The 14,552-nt window shown below is 60.5% G+C and carries 16 protein-coding genes; 7 read left to right on the top strand and 9 right to left on the bottom strand.

Annotation, left to right across the window (positions count from 1 at the left end; translation table 11 throughout):
• Positions 1-3: 3 nt before the first annotated feature.
• Complete coding sequence (locus AC1DNK_RS11040; protein WP_477941057.1) at positions 4-939, bottom strand: ImuA family protein; 936 nt, start codon at positions 937-939, stop codon at positions 4-6.
• A gap of 164 nt (positions 940-1,103) precedes the next feature.
• On the opposite strand from AC1DNK_RS11040, the gene AC1DNK_RS11035 reads away from it, so the two are divergent.
• Positions 1,104-1,541 carry a metallopeptidase family protein gene (locus tag AC1DNK_RS11035; protein WP_112385959.1) on the top strand — a complete coding sequence of 146 codons (438 nt, stop codon included), beginning with the start codon at positions 1,104-1,106 and terminating at the stop codon, positions 1,539-1,541.
• 3 nt (positions 1,542-1,544) lie between these two features.
• On the opposite strand, the gene AC1DNK_RS11030 is transcribed toward AC1DNK_RS11035, so the two are convergent.
• Complete coding sequence (locus AC1DNK_RS11030) at positions 1,545-1,751, bottom strand: DUF1737 domain-containing protein (RefSeq protein WP_112517868.1); 207 nt, start codon at positions 1,749-1,751, stop codon at positions 1,545-1,547.
• A gap of 1 nt (position 1,752) precedes the next feature.
• The gene (locus AC1DNK_RS11025; protein WP_477941056.1) at positions 1,753-2,655 is read right to left on the bottom strand and encodes an HpcH/HpaI aldolase/citrate lyase family protein; all 903 of its coding nucleotides are present in this window, start codon (positions 2,653-2,655) and stop codon (positions 1,753-1,755) included.
• A gap of 111 nt (positions 2,656-2,766) precedes the next feature.
• Here AC1DNK_RS11025 and AC1DNK_RS11020 point away from each other — a divergent pair, with 111 nt between their 5' ends.
• The 3 genes from AC1DNK_RS11020 to leuD all read left to right on the top strand — a co-directional run bounded on the left by AC1DNK_RS11020 (position 2,767) and on the right by leuD (position 4,289).
• Complete coding sequence (locus tag AC1DNK_RS11020) at positions 2,767-3,000, top strand: hypothetical protein (protein WP_112385962.1); 234 nt, start codon at positions 2,767-2,769, stop codon at positions 2,998-3,000.
• A 125-nt stretch (positions 3,001-3,125) separates the two neighbouring features.
• The gene (locus AC1DNK_RS11015) at positions 3,126-3,545 is read left to right on the top strand and encodes a VOC family protein (protein ID WP_112517969.1); all 420 of its coding nucleotides are present in this window, start codon (positions 3,126-3,128) and stop codon (positions 3,543-3,545) included.
• A gap of 135 nt (positions 3,546-3,680) precedes the next feature.
• On the top strand, positions 3,681-4,289 hold the full coding sequence (gene leuD, locus AC1DNK_RS11010) for a 3-isopropylmalate dehydratase small subunit (protein WP_477941054.1): 609 nt from the start codon (positions 3,681-3,683) through the stop codon (positions 4,287-4,289).
• A gap of 57 nt (positions 4,290-4,346) precedes the next feature.
• On the opposite strand, the gene AC1DNK_RS11005 is transcribed toward leuD, so the two are convergent.
• A complete protein-coding gene (locus AC1DNK_RS11005; protein WP_477941053.1) occupies positions 4,347-5,279 on the bottom strand; it encodes a pyridoxal-phosphate dependent enzyme in 933 nt (310 codons plus the stop codon).
• A gap of 176 nt (positions 5,280-5,455) precedes the next feature.
• Here AC1DNK_RS11005 and leuB point away from each other — a divergent pair, with 176 nt between their 5' ends.
• The 3 genes from leuB (at position 5,456) to lpxE (ending at position 8,250) form a co-directional block, all read left to right on the top strand.
• Positions 5,456-6,568 (top strand): 3-isopropylmalate dehydrogenase, encoded by a 1,113-nt coding sequence (leuB, locus tag AC1DNK_RS11000; RefSeq protein WP_477941052.1) that lies wholly within the window; start codon positions 5,456-5,458, stop codon positions 6,566-6,568.
• A gap of 113 nt (positions 6,569-6,681) precedes the next feature.
• Positions 6,682-7,440 carry a phosphatase PAP2 family protein gene (locus tag AC1DNK_RS10995; protein WP_477941051.1) on the top strand — a complete coding sequence of 253 codons (759 nt, stop codon included), beginning with the start codon at positions 6,682-6,684 and terminating at the stop codon, positions 7,438-7,440.
• An 81-nt stretch (positions 7,441-7,521) separates the two neighbouring features.
• Positions 7,522-8,250, top strand: a complete 729-nt coding sequence (gene lpxE, locus AC1DNK_RS10990; RefSeq protein ID WP_477941050.1) for a lipid A 1-phosphatase LpxE — start codon at positions 7,522-7,524, stop codon at positions 8,248-8,250.
• Between the two features lie 52 nt (positions 8,251-8,302).
• On the opposite strand, the gene AC1DNK_RS10985 is transcribed toward lpxE, so the two are convergent.
• The 5 genes from AC1DNK_RS10985 to AC1DNK_RS10965 all read right to left on the bottom strand — a co-directional run bounded on the left by AC1DNK_RS10985 (position 8,303) and on the right by AC1DNK_RS10965 (position 14,550).
• Positions 8,303-10,186: an MFS transporter gene (locus AC1DNK_RS10985; protein WP_477941049.1), complete on the bottom strand. Its 1,884-nt coding sequence runs from the start codon at positions 10,184-10,186 to the stop codon at positions 8,303-8,305.
• Between the two features lie 181 nt (positions 10,187-10,367).
• Entirely contained in the window at positions 10,368-11,579 is a 1,212-nt protein-coding gene (locus AC1DNK_RS10980; protein ID WP_477941048.1) for an ABC transporter permease, read from the bottom strand.
• Positions 11,576-12,265 (bottom strand): ABC transporter ATP-binding protein, encoded by a 690-nt coding sequence (locus AC1DNK_RS10975; protein WP_477941047.1) that lies wholly within the window; start codon positions 12,263-12,265, stop codon positions 11,576-11,578. Before AC1DNK_RS10975 ends, AC1DNK_RS10980 begins: the two co-directional genes overlap by 4 nt.
• Positions 12,265-12,717: a hypothetical protein gene (locus AC1DNK_RS10970; protein WP_477941045.1), complete on the bottom strand. Its 453-nt coding sequence runs from the start codon at positions 12,715-12,717 to the stop codon at positions 12,265-12,267. The genes AC1DNK_RS10975 and AC1DNK_RS10970 overlap by 1 nt, the downstream gene beginning before the upstream one ends.
• A gap of 78 nt (positions 12,718-12,795) precedes the next feature.
• On the bottom strand, positions 12,796-14,550 hold the full coding sequence (locus AC1DNK_RS10965) for an alkaline phosphatase (RefSeq protein ID WP_477941044.1): 1,755 nt from the start codon (positions 14,548-14,550) through the stop codon (positions 12,796-12,798).
• Positions 14,551-14,552 lie beyond the last annotated feature (2 nt).

Here is a 14,552-nt window from a genome sequence, read left to right as displayed (position 1 = left end):
GCGTCAGGATGCCCTTTCGAACGCCACGAGAGACCCCATCTCTTGCGGGCGATCCTGTCCGTGGAGAGATGCGGAAAATGCAGCGCCAGAATGCGCTGCGAGCTCGCCTGGAAAGCGAGTGACGGCTGATTGTTCGACGGGGAGAAACTGGCGGTCATGGGGGTTCCACTCCAGGAAGAGGGAGAGGGGGGCCGGATTGCGGCTCTTCTCCAGGGTGAGATGAAAAACCGGACTGCCGATGCTGCCGCCCAGCATCGAACCATCCGGGAGAGGCCGTTCCCGCGCAGGCGCAGGTTTGGCAAGAAAGCGGACATGGGCGCTGCTTGCCTCTTCCTCTCCTGATTGCCGCAGCAGCAGGAGAGAGCGGCCAGCCGATTTCGCCCTGAGATGAAACCGCCGGCTCTCGGCAAGGCCGAAGGATTTCGGATTGCCGCGAATTTCCAGGATCGTCGTGATGAAAGCGCCACTTTCCAGAGCCGCCTCCGCAAGCCAGAGCGCATCCTCCAGCTTGCGCGGACTTGCATGCAGAAAGAGCTCCGGCCGCAATCCGAAATCCTTGAGCCCCACCGCATAGGGCATACCGGCCTCGATCGATCCGACCTTGTCGGCGATCCAGAGAACGGGATTTTTTTCCTCGGCCTTGTGCTGCAGCGCTGCCGCAAGCGCCAGAGCAAAGCCGCTGCTAACGCCCGCATCACGAAACATCCGGGTGCGGATTTCAATCAAGGCATCGAGCGGCAAGCCGCCTTCGAGGGCCACGTCCAGCTGCGGAACGCCGAAGGAAAATTGTGGTGCCTTCCCCTTCTTTCGTGGCGCATCTCCAGCAGCCACAGCTTCCTGCTCCGCTGCCGCAAGCGCCGGAACCGGTTTGCCCTCAAGCTTCGCAATGGTTTCGCGGAGCGCAAAAAGCCGCTCGCGCGTCACGGCCGTCTGTGCCATGACGTTCACTCCAAGTCAGAATTGTTCCTGTTATGTTCTTATAGATTCCAGAGCTGTCAAAAAGAGTCAACAGCCATTTGATGTGAATTTATTCCTGCCGTTGATTCCACACTCGAAAATCCTTCGCAAAGGTTCTATATGGGCGGCAAAGAAAGGGGTTTTTGATGGCCCGCATAGACCAGAGCGAGGATTGGCGTGATCGCCATGCACCGACGCTCAGCTCATTTGAATCGCTGGCGATGGAGGCCTACAGCCACCTGCCGGACGAGTTTCGTTCTCTGACCGCCAATCTGACGATCGAGATCGAAGATTTTCCCGATGATGACGTTTTCGAGGATATGGCGCTGGAAACGCCTTTCGATCTGCTCGGCCTTTTCGAGGGCCGGGGCATTTCGGAACGGTTCACGATGGAAACCGGCGAACTGCCGAACCGCATCCGCCTCTACCGCCGTCCGATCCTCGATTACTGGGCCGAGAACGACGAAACGCTCGGCGACATCATCACCCATGTCCTCATCCACGAAATCGGCCACCACTTCGGTCTCAGCGATGACGACATGGAGCGGATTGAAGAAAGCGCCGAAGAAGCAGCCGACCGATAGATATTACTGCTCGGAGAGCTTCATATCCGGGTGGTAGTCCTTGCCTTCGACGTCCTTGACGATCGCCTGGGCGGCGATGACCTGCTTGGTCTCGGCGTTGAAGGTGACCGAGGGAGAGCCCTGCAGCGACCAGCCCTTGTTGAGGGCATCGGTGACGCGATGGCAGAAGGCGGCATCGTCCTGGCCGGTCAGAAGGCGGTAAAGCTTCATGTCATGATTTCCGTTCAGCAATGAGGCGGGATTTATGAACCAGACTTTCGGCCTGGACAAGATGCAGGCGCTCGATCATCCTGCCGTTTGAATTGATGACGTTGAGGCCATCGGTCGCAGGATCGGCAAAGGCAGCAATGATCTCCCGGGCTTCGCGGATCGCCGCCTCGCCGGGTGCAAAATGCCGGTTGGCGGCATCAATCTGCGCCGGATGGATCAGCATCTTGCCGTCGAAGCCCATGGCGCGTGCCTGCGCGCATTCGGCCTCGAAGGCATCCGCATCCTTGAAATCGTTGAAAACGCTGTCGATCGCATCGAGGCCATAAGCCCTAACGGCGAGGATCACCTGCATCAGCCAAGGCACCAGATAGGTCCGACCCGGCTGCGGCAACACGCCGGTTTCCTTGCGCAGGTCGTTGAGGCCGACGACGAAGCAATCGAGCCTCGAGCCAGCGGTGCGCCCGAATTCGGCGATCGCCGCGCTGTTCAGAATACCCCGCGGCGTCTCGATCATCGCCCAGATCCGGAGCGTATCAGGCGCGTCGGCATCGCCAAGCATGTCGCTGATCGCCATTACATCCTGCGGCTCGCTGACCTTCGGCAGAAGCACCGCATCCGGCTCCAGGGCGCGCACCAGCTCCATATCGGCAGGGCCGAAGCCGGAAGAGAGAGCATTGATGCGGATGATCCTCTCTTTTCCCTCGAGCGCCGGGCCAGCAAAGAAAGCTTTCAGGTTTTGCCGCGCCTCATCCTTCTTTTCCGGTGCAACCGAATCCTCCAGATCGAAGATCACGGCATCGCAATCCAGCACATGGGTCTTCTCCAGCGCGCGGGCATTGATCGCGGGAACGCTCAGCAACGAACGACGGAGAGTGAAGGAACGGGCAGGGGAATTTCGGCTCATCACGAATGTGTGCCAAGCTTTGTGAAGGCTGACAAGACAACAAAAAGCCATGCTTGCCTTGCAAGGAGGGAAATCAAGGACCACATTCCTTTCGAAGAGAGGTCTAGAATTATGCAGAATATCCGTTCCATCTTCCTCATGCTGGCAGGCGTCACTGTATTCGTGGCGCTGGCGCTGTTCACCTTCTCGGTCACGCTCGCCGTCGGCGGCATCCTGACCGTGCTGATGGTTGGCCGCGCAATGTCGCTGAAGATGAAACCGGCTCCGGTGCGCGCCAAGGCCCAAACCCAGCAGCGCGAAATGCGTATCTGGAACGATGGCCGCGGCACGATCATCGATCTCTGATCTCAGAGCCAGCATAAGCCCTTCACGAAAAATTCTTCGCGGCGCTGTCGGCGCGCATTTGATTTCTACGTCCTTGAGACGGACGGCACGATGCCGACCTTCAAAATCAAGAGACGGAGGAAAGAATGAGCACTACGGAAAACGCACCCGCCAAGATGCCGCCGGTCAAGAATGGCCTGCTACCCTATCTGACTGTTGATGGCGCCCTCAAGGCTGCGGAATTTTACAAGAAGGCATTCGGCGCCGAAGAGGCCTATGTCGTTCCGGCCGACGAAAAGGGCCGGACGATGCATGTGCATCTCTACATCAATGGCAGCTCGCTGATGCTGTCGGATGCCTATCCCGAATATGGCCATCCCTTCAAAGGTCATGAAGGCTTCGCCATCCAGCTTGTCATTGACGATATCGATGCCTGGTGGAACCGCGCCGTGGCCGCAGGCGCCGAAGTCGTCATGCCGATCGAACTGATGTTCTGGGGCGACCGCTACGGCCAGTTGCGCGATCCCTTCGGCGTCATCTGGGGTCTGAACGAGGCATCGAAATAGCCGCCCATGCGATGCGGCAGGCTGCGCGAAACGCCGCGCAGCCGCCACTTTGGAAAGATTCTCCTTCATTTCGGCAAAAAACTGGACTAGATGCTGATCAACGAAAGTACATCCGCTGAATTTGGAGCCTAGGTCATGGATAAATTCGTGAAGCTCACCGGCGTTGCCGCGCCCTTGCCCGTCGTCAACATCGACACGGACATGATCATCCCGAAGGATTATCTGAAGACCATCAAGCGCACCGGCCTCGGTACCGGCCTCTTCGCCGAAGCCCGCTACAACGAAGACGGCTCGGAAAATGCCGATTTTGTGCTGAACAAGGCCGCTTACCGCGATGCTAAGATCCTGGTTGCCGGCGATAATTTCGGCTGCGGCTCTTCGCGCGAACACGCCCCGTGGGCGCTGCTCGACTTCGGCATCCGCTGCGTCATTTCCACCAGCTTCGCCGACATTTTCTACAACAACTGCTTCAAGAACGGCATCCTGCCGATCAAGGTCAGCCAGGAAGATCTCGACAAGCTGATGGACGACGCGTCGCGCGGCTCGAACGCCATTCTGACCGTCGATCTGGAAAATCTCGAGATCACCGGCCCGGATGGCGGCTCGATCAAGTTCGATCTCGACGCGTTCAAGCGCCACTGCCTGCTGAACGGCCTCGACGATATCGGCCTGACGATGGAAAAGAGCAAGGCGATCGACAGCTTCGAAAAGCAGAACAGCGCTTCGCGCCCCTGGGCTGCCTGAGGCATCGGAAACGACGGACAAAAAAGCCGGGCTCTCGCCCGGCTTTTTTCATTTTGATTAGAGAAACCGCTCTTTCCAGACCTTGAGCTTGTCGAGCGAAACGCCGACACCACCGCAGACTTCAATCAGCGGATTTTCGAAGCGCGACAGCAGACCGGCATGCACATCGGCGACCGCAAGTGCAGCCCCGCAGGCGGGCTCGACGAGAATGCGGTGCGCATCCGCAAATTTCAGGCAGGCAGCCACCGCTTGCGCGTCAGTCACCGTCACGCTTTCGATCGGATGATGGCTGGGCAGATCGAAGACATGCTGCGCCACCTGCCGCGCACCGAGCGAATTGGCAATTGAGGTGATGGCAGGCAGGGTGATGCGCTCCTTCGCCTTCAACGCCTCATGGAAGGAGGCAGCCCCTTCGGTCTCGACGGCAATCACAGGCACATTATCAAGACCATTGCGCTTCAACCCGGCAACGATACCGGCAAGCAGGCCGCCGCCGCCGACGCTGACGACGACGCAGTCGAATTTTGTGCCTGAAGCCACAGCTTCATCGATCAGCGTTCCATGCCCTTCCCAGAGCAGCGGATGGTCGAAGGGATGAACATAGGCGGCATTCCGGGCTTCGGAGAGTTTGATCGCATAGGCGTTCGCCTCATCGAAGACGGAGCCGTGAACCAGAACGGAAGCCCCGGCCGCCTCGATCAACTGCCGAACGTCGGCGGATGTCGTCTCCGGCACGACAATGGTCACGGGCACGCCGAGCGCCCGCCCGGCAAAGGCCGCCGCGATCCCGGCATTGCCGCCCGATGCGCAGAAGATTTCCTTTGCCCCATTCTCCACCTCATGTTGGCAGAGCCTGCTGACGCCGCGCATCTTGAAGCTTCCGGATGGTTGCAAGGCATCGAGCTTCAGCCATAGCGGCTTGCCGCTGGCGCTGTAATCGGCAGCGCTGCGCAGGAGAGGGGTGTTGAGATGCAATGGGGACGGGGACATTGTGAATTCCATTTCTTGAAACCTGACGGTCTTCTTGGCGCGGAGACGGGCAGGGGTCAACACTTCGCTACCGGCCGATAGCGCGGCAAAGCGTACCGATTCGGCCTCTCCCTTGCTTGAAATGCCGATTTCCGGGGTCTAAGAAGCCGCAGCTTGTTTTTCCTTCGGAGGGTTTCATGACAACGCGCAATCTCTTCCTGCTGCCGGGCGACGGCATTGGTCCTGAAGCCATGGGCGAAGTCCGCAAGATCATCGCCTACATGAACGAGGAGATGAAATCAGGTTTCGTGACCGACGAAGGCCTCGTCGGCGGCTCGGCCTATGACGCACATGGCCAGGCGATCTCGGAAGCCGACATGCAGAAGGCGCTCGCCGCCGATGCCGTTCTCTTCGGCGCCGTCGGCGGCCCGAAATGGGATGCCGTACCTTACGAAGTTCGTCCGGAAGCCGGCCTGCTGCGCCTACGCAAGGATCTGGAGCTCTTCGCAAACCTTCGCCCGGCGATCTGCTATCCGGCACTCGCTTCCGCCTCCTCGCTGAAGCCGGAACTGGTCGAAGGTCTCGATATCCTCATCATCCGCGAGCTGACAGGCGGCGTCTATTTCGGCGAACCGAAGGAGATCATCGATCTCGGCAACGGCCAGAAGCGCGGCATCGACACGCAGGTCTACGACACCTACGAGATCGAACGCATCGCCGGCGTCGCCTTCGAAATGGCCCGCACGCGACAGAACCGCGTCTGCTCGATGGAAAAGCGCAACGTAATGAAGTCTGGCGTGCTCTGGAACCAGGTGGTGACGGCAACGCACAAGGAAAAATACTCCGACGTTCAGCTCGACCATATGCTGGCAGACGCCGGCGGCATGCAGCTCGTCCGCGCACCGAAGCAGTTCGACGTCATCGTCACCGATAACCTGTTCGGCGACATGCTCTCTGACGTGGCCGCCATGCTGACAGGCTCGCTCGGCATGCTGCCATCGGCTTCGCTCGGCGCGCCCGATGGCAAGACCGGCAAGCGCAAGGCGCTCTATGAGCCGGTCCATGGCTCGGCACCTGACATTGCCGGCAAGGGCATTGCCAACCCGATCGCCATGATCGCCTCCTTCGCCATGTGCCTGCGTTATTCCTTCAACATGGTCACCGAAGCCGACAATCTCGAAAAGGCGATCGCCAACGTTCTCGACAAGGGCATCCGCACCGGCGACATCATGGCCGAAGGCTGCAAGCAGGTCGGCACCATCGAGATGGGAGCGGCAATCCTTGCGGAATTCAAGGCGCTCTCGGCCTGATATTTCACGTGAAACGCTTTTCAAGGCCCTTCGCGCAGCCGCGCGGAGGGCTTTTTCATTGAAGCCGGCGCCTCGTCTCCCTATCTCCCCCGTGCCAACGACGAAGGGACAGAATGAGCGACACCGCCGGACCGAAGCCAGGCTGCAGGGCCTATCTGAAGAAGCGCTACGAGGCGCGGCGCACGATCCATCGGCGGGTTCCCTGGAAGGCCTTCGCGCTCTTCGCCATCAATGCCGTCGCCATCGCCTTCTTCGTCTTCGACCGGCCGCTGGGCCAAGCGGTAAAGAGCCTTTCGCCGCCACTCGTCTCGTTTGCCGGCGACGTCACCGATATCGGCAGGCTCGCCTGGATCCTTGCCGGTCTGCTGACGATCCTGGTCACCGGCTACGTGGTCCGGCGCCGCCTCTGGAAGGTGCGCAGGCGATTCCGCATGGCCTATTTCGGCCAGATGGCCGCCTATGTCGGCCTTTCCGTCATCCTGGCCAGCGCAATCGCCAACCCGCTGAAATTCCTGATCGGCCGCGCCCGGCCGCTGCTTTACGAGCAGGAAGGCATCTTCAGCTTCACGCCCTTCAGCTGGGATTTTCTGCACCAGAGCTTTCCGTCCGGGCATTCGGCCAATATCGGTGCGCTGTTCATGTCTCTGGCGCTGCTCTTTCCGCGCTTCCGGCTGGTGTTCATCGGTATCGGCCTCTGGCTCGGCGCGACACGCGTCATCATCGGTGTCCATTATCCAAGCGACGTCGCGGCCGGATTGGCGCTCGGCGCATGGCTTGCCTTCGCGCTGTCGATTGCTTTCGCGCGTTTCGGCTTCGTCTTCTCAGTCGGCCGTGAAGGCTGGCCAATACCGCGGCTCAGCCGTCTGATCTGACCGTCTTCGTAAAAAAACTGTCGCCACCCGATGCTACCGTCGCACTGTTCTCGATATTGATTTTTGAACGGATCGAATTGGATGCAGGCGATACTTTCTTCGCTCGACAGGCGCTGGCGGCGCAGCACCTGCCGGATGCCACAACTGCGCTGGCAGACCTGCCTGTTCATCACTTTCAATGCCGTTCTGCTCTCCATGCTGGTGCTGGATGGTCCTGTCGGCGCCGGGCACGTGCCGCCCGCCATGCGCCGCCTCGGCCGTATCCTCACAGATTTCGGCACCTCCGGCTGGATCATCATCACCAGCACCTTCCTGCTCTTCGAAGGCCTCGCAGCACTGCGGGTCGTCAGATCGCTGCGCACCCGCATTCAAGCGCTACAGATGTGCTGGATCGGCGCCTATCTGCTGATCTCCATCGCGCTCTCCGGCATCCTCGCCAACATCCTCAAGCGGGTGATCGGCCGCGCCCGTCCGCAGCATTTCGACGACTACGGGATCTTTTCCTTCTCGCCCTTCTCCGGACACGCAGCCTTCGAAAGCTTCCCTTCGGGACATGCGACGACGATCGGTGCCTTCTTCGCCGCGCTATCGCTTCTCTTTCCCCGATACCGCGTCGTTTTCCTCGCCTGTGCGCTCTGGCTCGGCATGACTCGCGTCATGGTCAGCGCTCACTATCCGAGCGACGTAATTGCCGGACTGGCGCTGGGCGGCTGGTTCTCGTTGATGATCGCCATCGTCTTTTCGCGCTACGGCGTCCTCTTCAAGCTCGCTGACGGCTGGCCCGCTCCGAAACGGCTGCTGCGCGCATAAAAAACCCGGCGCCTTGTGAGCGCCGGGTTCTATCATCTCAATCCATGCGATCTTAGTCGGCGTGGATATCGCGGTTCTTGGTTTCCGGCAGGAACAGCAGGCCGATGACCAGCGTGATGCCTGCGAAGACGATCGGATACCAGAGACCGTAGTAGATATCGCCGGCAGCCGCGCTCATCGCGAAGGCCGTTGCCGGAAGCAGACCGCCGAACCAGCCGTTGCCGATATGGTAGGGCAGCGACATGCCGGTGTAGCGGATACGGGTCGGGAAGAGCTCGACCAGGAGCGCTGCGATCGGGCCATAGACCATCGTCACGTAGAGCACGAGAACGAAGAGTACGGCGATCGTGCCGATCCAGTTGACGCGTGCCGGATCAGCCACCATGGCGAAGGTGCCACCACCAGCGACCGTATAGACCGCCATGTCGGTGACGCCGTTCGCTTCCTCAGCCGTCAGCAGCTTGCCAGCGACCAGCTTGTCGGCAGGCATGGTTTCCTTCTCGCCGGCGCGGATCGTCTCGGCGTTCAGGTTGAGCTCCGGGTTAGCCGCGATAAAGGCATCGAGCTTGGAATCCGGAACCTTGGCGGCGCCGCGGTTCAGCGGGTAACCGGCATCGTGAAGCGCAATGTTGGTGCTCTTCTCGAAGGCTGCGGTCATGCCCTTGGCCTTGTCGCCAGCGGCGATGACGTCGAAGCTGGTGATGGTGGCATCGCTGATCTTGACCGTTGCCGGCTGTCCGGCAGGGCCAGGCACCACGTCGTAAGGCACGGAGTTCTTGGTCAGGAACGCCGTTGCCACATCGCAGGAGCTGGTGAACTTCGACGTACCGGTCGGGTTGAACTGGAATTTGCAGTCTGCCGGATCGGCAGTCACCGTTGCGCGGATCGAAGCCTGTGCCTCATAGAGGGCCGGGTTGGCCATATAGGTCATCGCCTTGAACAGCGGCTGGTAGGTGATGGCGGCGATAAGCAGACCCGCCATGATGATCGGCTTGCGGCCGATCTTGTCCGACAGCGAGCCGAAGACGACGAAGAACGGTGTCGCCAGGATCAGCGCGATCGCCACCATGATATTGGCCGACTGCAGATCCACCTTCAGAACGTTCTGCAGGAAGAACAGCGAATAGAACTGGCCGCCGTACCAGACGACCGCCTGACCCATCGTTGCGCCGAGCAGCGCGATGATAGCGATCTTGGCATTCTTCCAGGTGCCGAAGGCTTCCGTCAGCGGCGCCTTCGAACCCTTGCCCTCCGCCTTCATCTTCTGGAAGGCCGGGGATTCGTTCATTTTCAGACGAATCCAGACCGAGACGCCGAGCAGCAGAATGGAAACCAGGAACGGAATGCGCCAGCCCCAGGCCGCAAATGCCGTCGTGCCGAGTATCTGCTGCACACCGATAATGACGATCAGCGACAGGAAAAGGCCGAGCGTTGCCGTCGTCTGGATCCAGGATGTGAAGTAGCCGCGTCGGCCATTCGGCGCGTGTTCCGCGACATAGGTCGCAGCACCGCCATATTCACCGCCGAGTGCCAGACCCTGCAGCAGGCGAAGCACGATCAGGATGATCGGAGCCGCGATGCCGATGGTCGCCGCACCCGGAAGGATACCGACGAGGAAGGTCGAGAAACCCATGATCAGGATCGTGACCAGGAAGGTGTATTTGCGGCCGACGAGATCGCCGAGGCGGCCGAAGACCAGGGCGCCGAACGGACGGACCAGGAAGCCTGCGGCGAAGGCAAGAAGCGTGAAGATGTTGCGCGTGGCTTCGGGATACTGAGTGAAATAGGTGGCGCCGATATAGGTTGCGAGCGCACCATAGAGATAGAAATCATACCATTCGAAGACCGTACCGAGCGACGAGGCGAAGATGACCTTCCTTTCCTCGCCAGTCATCGGACGGGCTTTTGCGCTCTCGGCGCTTGCGATATTTGCCATTGTCTGTCCTCCACAGAATGATGAGCAGCAAGGCGCGTCCCAAACTCTCCTCAAAGTATGCCCCTGGACGCGGCTCACCTGCGAAGAGTGTGGCAGAAAAGAATTCGGATAAAGAGAGCGGCTTTGGGATTATGACTTTAGTCTAACGTGTTTGCACAGCTTCGCGCAGCAGCCTGCATTATCACGCCCTGAGGGCTTCCGCCGGAGATTGCCGGTAGGCCAGAATCGCAGGCAGCGCAGCAAGAACGGCGCCAAATGCAATCAGCACCCCGGCCAGCATCAGGTCGGCCCGGACAAAGCCCACCGGCATGACAATACCGCTGCTGGCGCTGAAGAAACCGGAAAGCAGAGACGCTGCGCAATAGCCCAGCGCAAAACCGCCCGCGATGCCGAGCGCGATCAGCGCAAAGAACTCACCCCAGACAATACCGAAGATGGCCAGGCGCGGCGCGCCGAACGCCCTGAGCGCTCCGATCTGGCGGCGGCGCTGACCGATATGGATGACGGTCGCCAGGATCAGCGATGCGGCGACCAGCCCCTGTGCGCCGGATGCCACCGCGACCAGAATACGCTTCGCATCGCCAAGCGTTGCGTAGAGGTTGGTCAGTACTTCGCCCGGAAAGACCGCGACCGTGTTGCCGCTGCGATAGTCCTGCCGCAGCTTGTAGGCATCTGAGATCGACTTCGGCTTGACGAGAACGGCGGGCAGGCCGGGCAAGTCGCCGGACCAGCGATCATCAAGCGCGTGGTCATCCGCGTGATCGTGATCTTCATCGGCGGAATCACCGGATTCAAGGCCATGGATATGCCAGACAGCCTGGATCGGCACCAGGATCGCCCGATCCCAGGCGGTCCCCGTCGGCTTCATGCGGCCGGTCACGCGATAGGCGATTTCGGTATGGGTATGACCGCCGGTTTCGACTGAGCCATGCATCGGCTTGATCTCGAATCCGAGCGGCAAGCTGACCGCTGCGCCGACAACGGCTTCGTTCTCCGCGGCAAAGCCACGACCCTCGCTGAACCCGCCGGAGAGATTGTCGGGCAGGGCCAGGCTGGTGCCGGCGATCGGATATCCGGAAAAGGAATCGCCGAAGCCGATCGGCGAAACCCATGCGACCCGCGGATCGGCAGTCAGCTTGGAAAGTATTTGGCCCGGCATCAGCGGCAAGGGCGAGGGCTGCAGGAAGACGGATGATAGCACAAGCTGCGTCTCGCTGCCGCCAGCGCCGATCACGAGATCGAACCTGTCGGCCGCCCGCGCACTGCCGAGCCGCAACGCCCGCTCCTGCAGGACGACCGCAACGCCGAGCGCTGTTGCCAGGGCAACGAGCAGAACCACGACGACGGAACCCGCCCAGAGGCGACGAACATCGGCGGCGATGAACCGGATCATGCCGCTACCTCGTTGCTGAAGGCGTCTTCAACGATGCGTCCCGAGGACAGCAACAGGCGGCGGTCCATGCGGCCTGACAGATGCGGATCATGCGACACGACGATCAGCGTGCTGCCTTCCGCAATCGCCAGATCAAGCAGCAGGTCGCCGATGATGCGGCCGGTTTCGGCATCAAGGCTGGCGGTCGGCTCGTCTGCGACGATGACGCCCGGCTTGCGCAAAAGCGCACGCGCGATCGCCACCCGCTGCATCTCGCCGCGCGACATCGTCTCGATGTTCTGATTGGGCCGTGAAAGGCCGGTCCGCATCAGCAGTTCATGCGCACGCAGCACCATTTGAGCATCGGCGGCGCGCGACAGACGGGCGGGCAACAAAATGTTCTCGACGGCCGAAAGCCCCGGAAACAGATGAAAGTCCTGCATTACGAGTCCGATGTTACCCGCTCTGAAGCGGTCGCGGTGGCTCTCGGACAAAGCGCAGATATCGTCACCGTTCCAGCAGACGGATCCGCGCACCGCACGTTCCAACCCGGTAATGATGTTGACGAAGGTGCTCTTGCCTGAGCCGGAAGCCCCGGTCACCGCAACCCGGCTGCCGGCAGACAGCGCCAGCGCGCCGATCTCAAGCGCCGGTGCGTTGAGTCCGCTGAACGTGACCGACAGATTGCTGATCTCGAGCGCCAGCATCAGACCGCCCAATATTCGGCCTGGCGCAGGCGGAGCAGGCTGACGAAGCCGGTTTCGGGATCGGTCCACGAGCCGTATTCGAGAATGCCGCGCACTTCGATCGTCTGGCTGGGCTGCACGAAGGTCTGCTTCTCGTCGAGATAGACGACGGCGATATTGTCGGGCCAGTCGGCATCAGACGAGCAGAATGGGCAGAGCGACATCGGAATTTCCGTCAGCACGAAAAACTGCGCTTCCGCTTTCAACGGCGGCGCCATGAAGCCGCGCATGCTGATTTGCCTGCCGGCGAGCGCCTTCACCTTCTCGGAAAATTCGAGGCCGAGAACGCCGAATTTCCCATAGAGCTCATCGAAGCCGAGCGTTGCGTCGGCGGCTTCGACACATCTTGCAGACGTCAGCACCGGCAATGCCATCATCATACCGAAAAGGCTCCGGCGTGTGATCCTATGCATATCAAACTCCTTGCAAGTTCCCGGCCGCAGATCGGCGGCCGGGAAGATTACGCGGAAGAGGCGGTTCACCGCGCTCCGTCAGTTGGTTTGTTTGACACCGAGCGCAAAAGCGTCGGCGAGTACCTTGTAGACATCGCTCTGCTCCATGTAACCGCGGAAGCCTTCGGAGCCCGGACCATCCGACTGCAGGACGACGTCATCGACGGCATGAACGCCGCTGTCGCCGCTCTTCGGAATGTTGCCCTGAACGAACACAGCACCGGGAACATCCTTGTACTGTTCGTTGGCGACATATTCCTTCTTTTCGTTCTGCACGGCAGGAACGAACGGACCGTCGAGCTTCGGACGGAACGTCTCGTAATGGTCGGGGCCGTTATTGGCACTGAGGAAGAGGCGGCGCGTGACGTCGATCTTGTCCGGATAGCCGTCGCCGTTGTCGTCGGTATAGTTCGGGAAACCCGCTTCGGCATAGGTGCCTACCTTTTCGCGCATCTCCGTGCCCGGCTTTTCGTCATCGACAGTACCGATGATCGAAACGCCATGGGTGTGGTCGCCGGTGACGACGATCAGCGTATCGGGATGGGCCTTCTGGAATTCGCGGGCAAGGCCAACGACCTTGTCGAATTCGATCGTGTCGACGACGGCGCGGTCCCAATCGAGCGGATGGGACATCTTGTCGATCGACGAACCCTCGACCATCAGGAAGAAACCGTCGGGGTTCTTGGACAGGCGATCGAGCGCGACCGTTGCCATCTCGACGAGACCCGGCTGGTTCGGGAATTTCTCGACGGTGCCCTTTTTCAGAAATTCGCGATCGAGCGTGACGTCCATGTTGCCGGTATGGAAGAGACCGAGAAGGTTGCCTTCAGCCGATGCGTTGGCTGCAAGCTCGTTCTTGTCGATGGCAAGCTTGTAGCCGGCGTCCTGGAAGAGCTTGATGTAGTCCTTGTCATCCTTGCGCTTGGAGCCCGGAACGTCCTTTCCGAGGAAGTAGGCAGAACCGCCGCCGAGGACGACTTCCGGCTTCACGTCGAGAAGCATCCCGACGATATCGGCCTTGTCGCTGCGATTGCGCGTGTGGGAGACAACCGCAGCCGGTGTGGCGTCCTCGATTTCGGCGGTTGCGACAATGCCGATCGATTTCTTGGTCTGTCGGCGGACCGCTTCTGCGATCGTTTCGACGCGCGGATCGTCAAGCGAGTCAGGCGTGCGGTCTGCGTAGACGCCGATCGCGTTGACGGCTGTCTTGTGGCCGGTCATGTAGGCCGACATGGTATTGGCGGAGTCGGTGGCAACAGCGTTGGTTGCCGATGTGCCGATGAAAGCTGCCGGCGGCACATCGTCCATGTTGAGGCGGCCGTTCGCCTTACCCTCGGTCATGCCCTTCGACATGATGCGGGCTGCCGTGCGATGCGCAACGGAAAGACCGTCGCCTATCAGGAAGATGACGTTCTTGGCCTTCGGCGCGTCGCCGGTGCCGTAGACATTCCAGGTAACCGACTTCTTCTCGTCGCCGGCCGACACTTCGACCTTGTAGTCGCCGGGTGCGGCGATCGTCAGGCCACGCAGGATGACGGCGGAACCGAGTGCCTTGTCGTCCTTACCCTTTTCAAGCTCTACAAACTTGGCCTCGCCCCCGAGAGCCGTCTTGTAGTCCTGACCGTTGACCGTGATCTTCACGTCCTCGGGCTTTACCTGCTTGCTGAGCTCAACCTTGAAGTCAAATGGCGAACCGGCAAGAATCGTTGCGCGATCAAGCGGATAAACCGTAGTCGCCTGCGCGGCACCGGCAAGAATCGTCGTGGCCGCCAGAGCGGCAAAAATCATACGCATGG

The organism is Rhizobium sp. 01N424, from assembly GCF_056399485.1.
The sequence above is the reverse complement of the archived record's forward strand: the minus strand, read 5'-3'. Positions and strand labels throughout refer to the sequence as shown.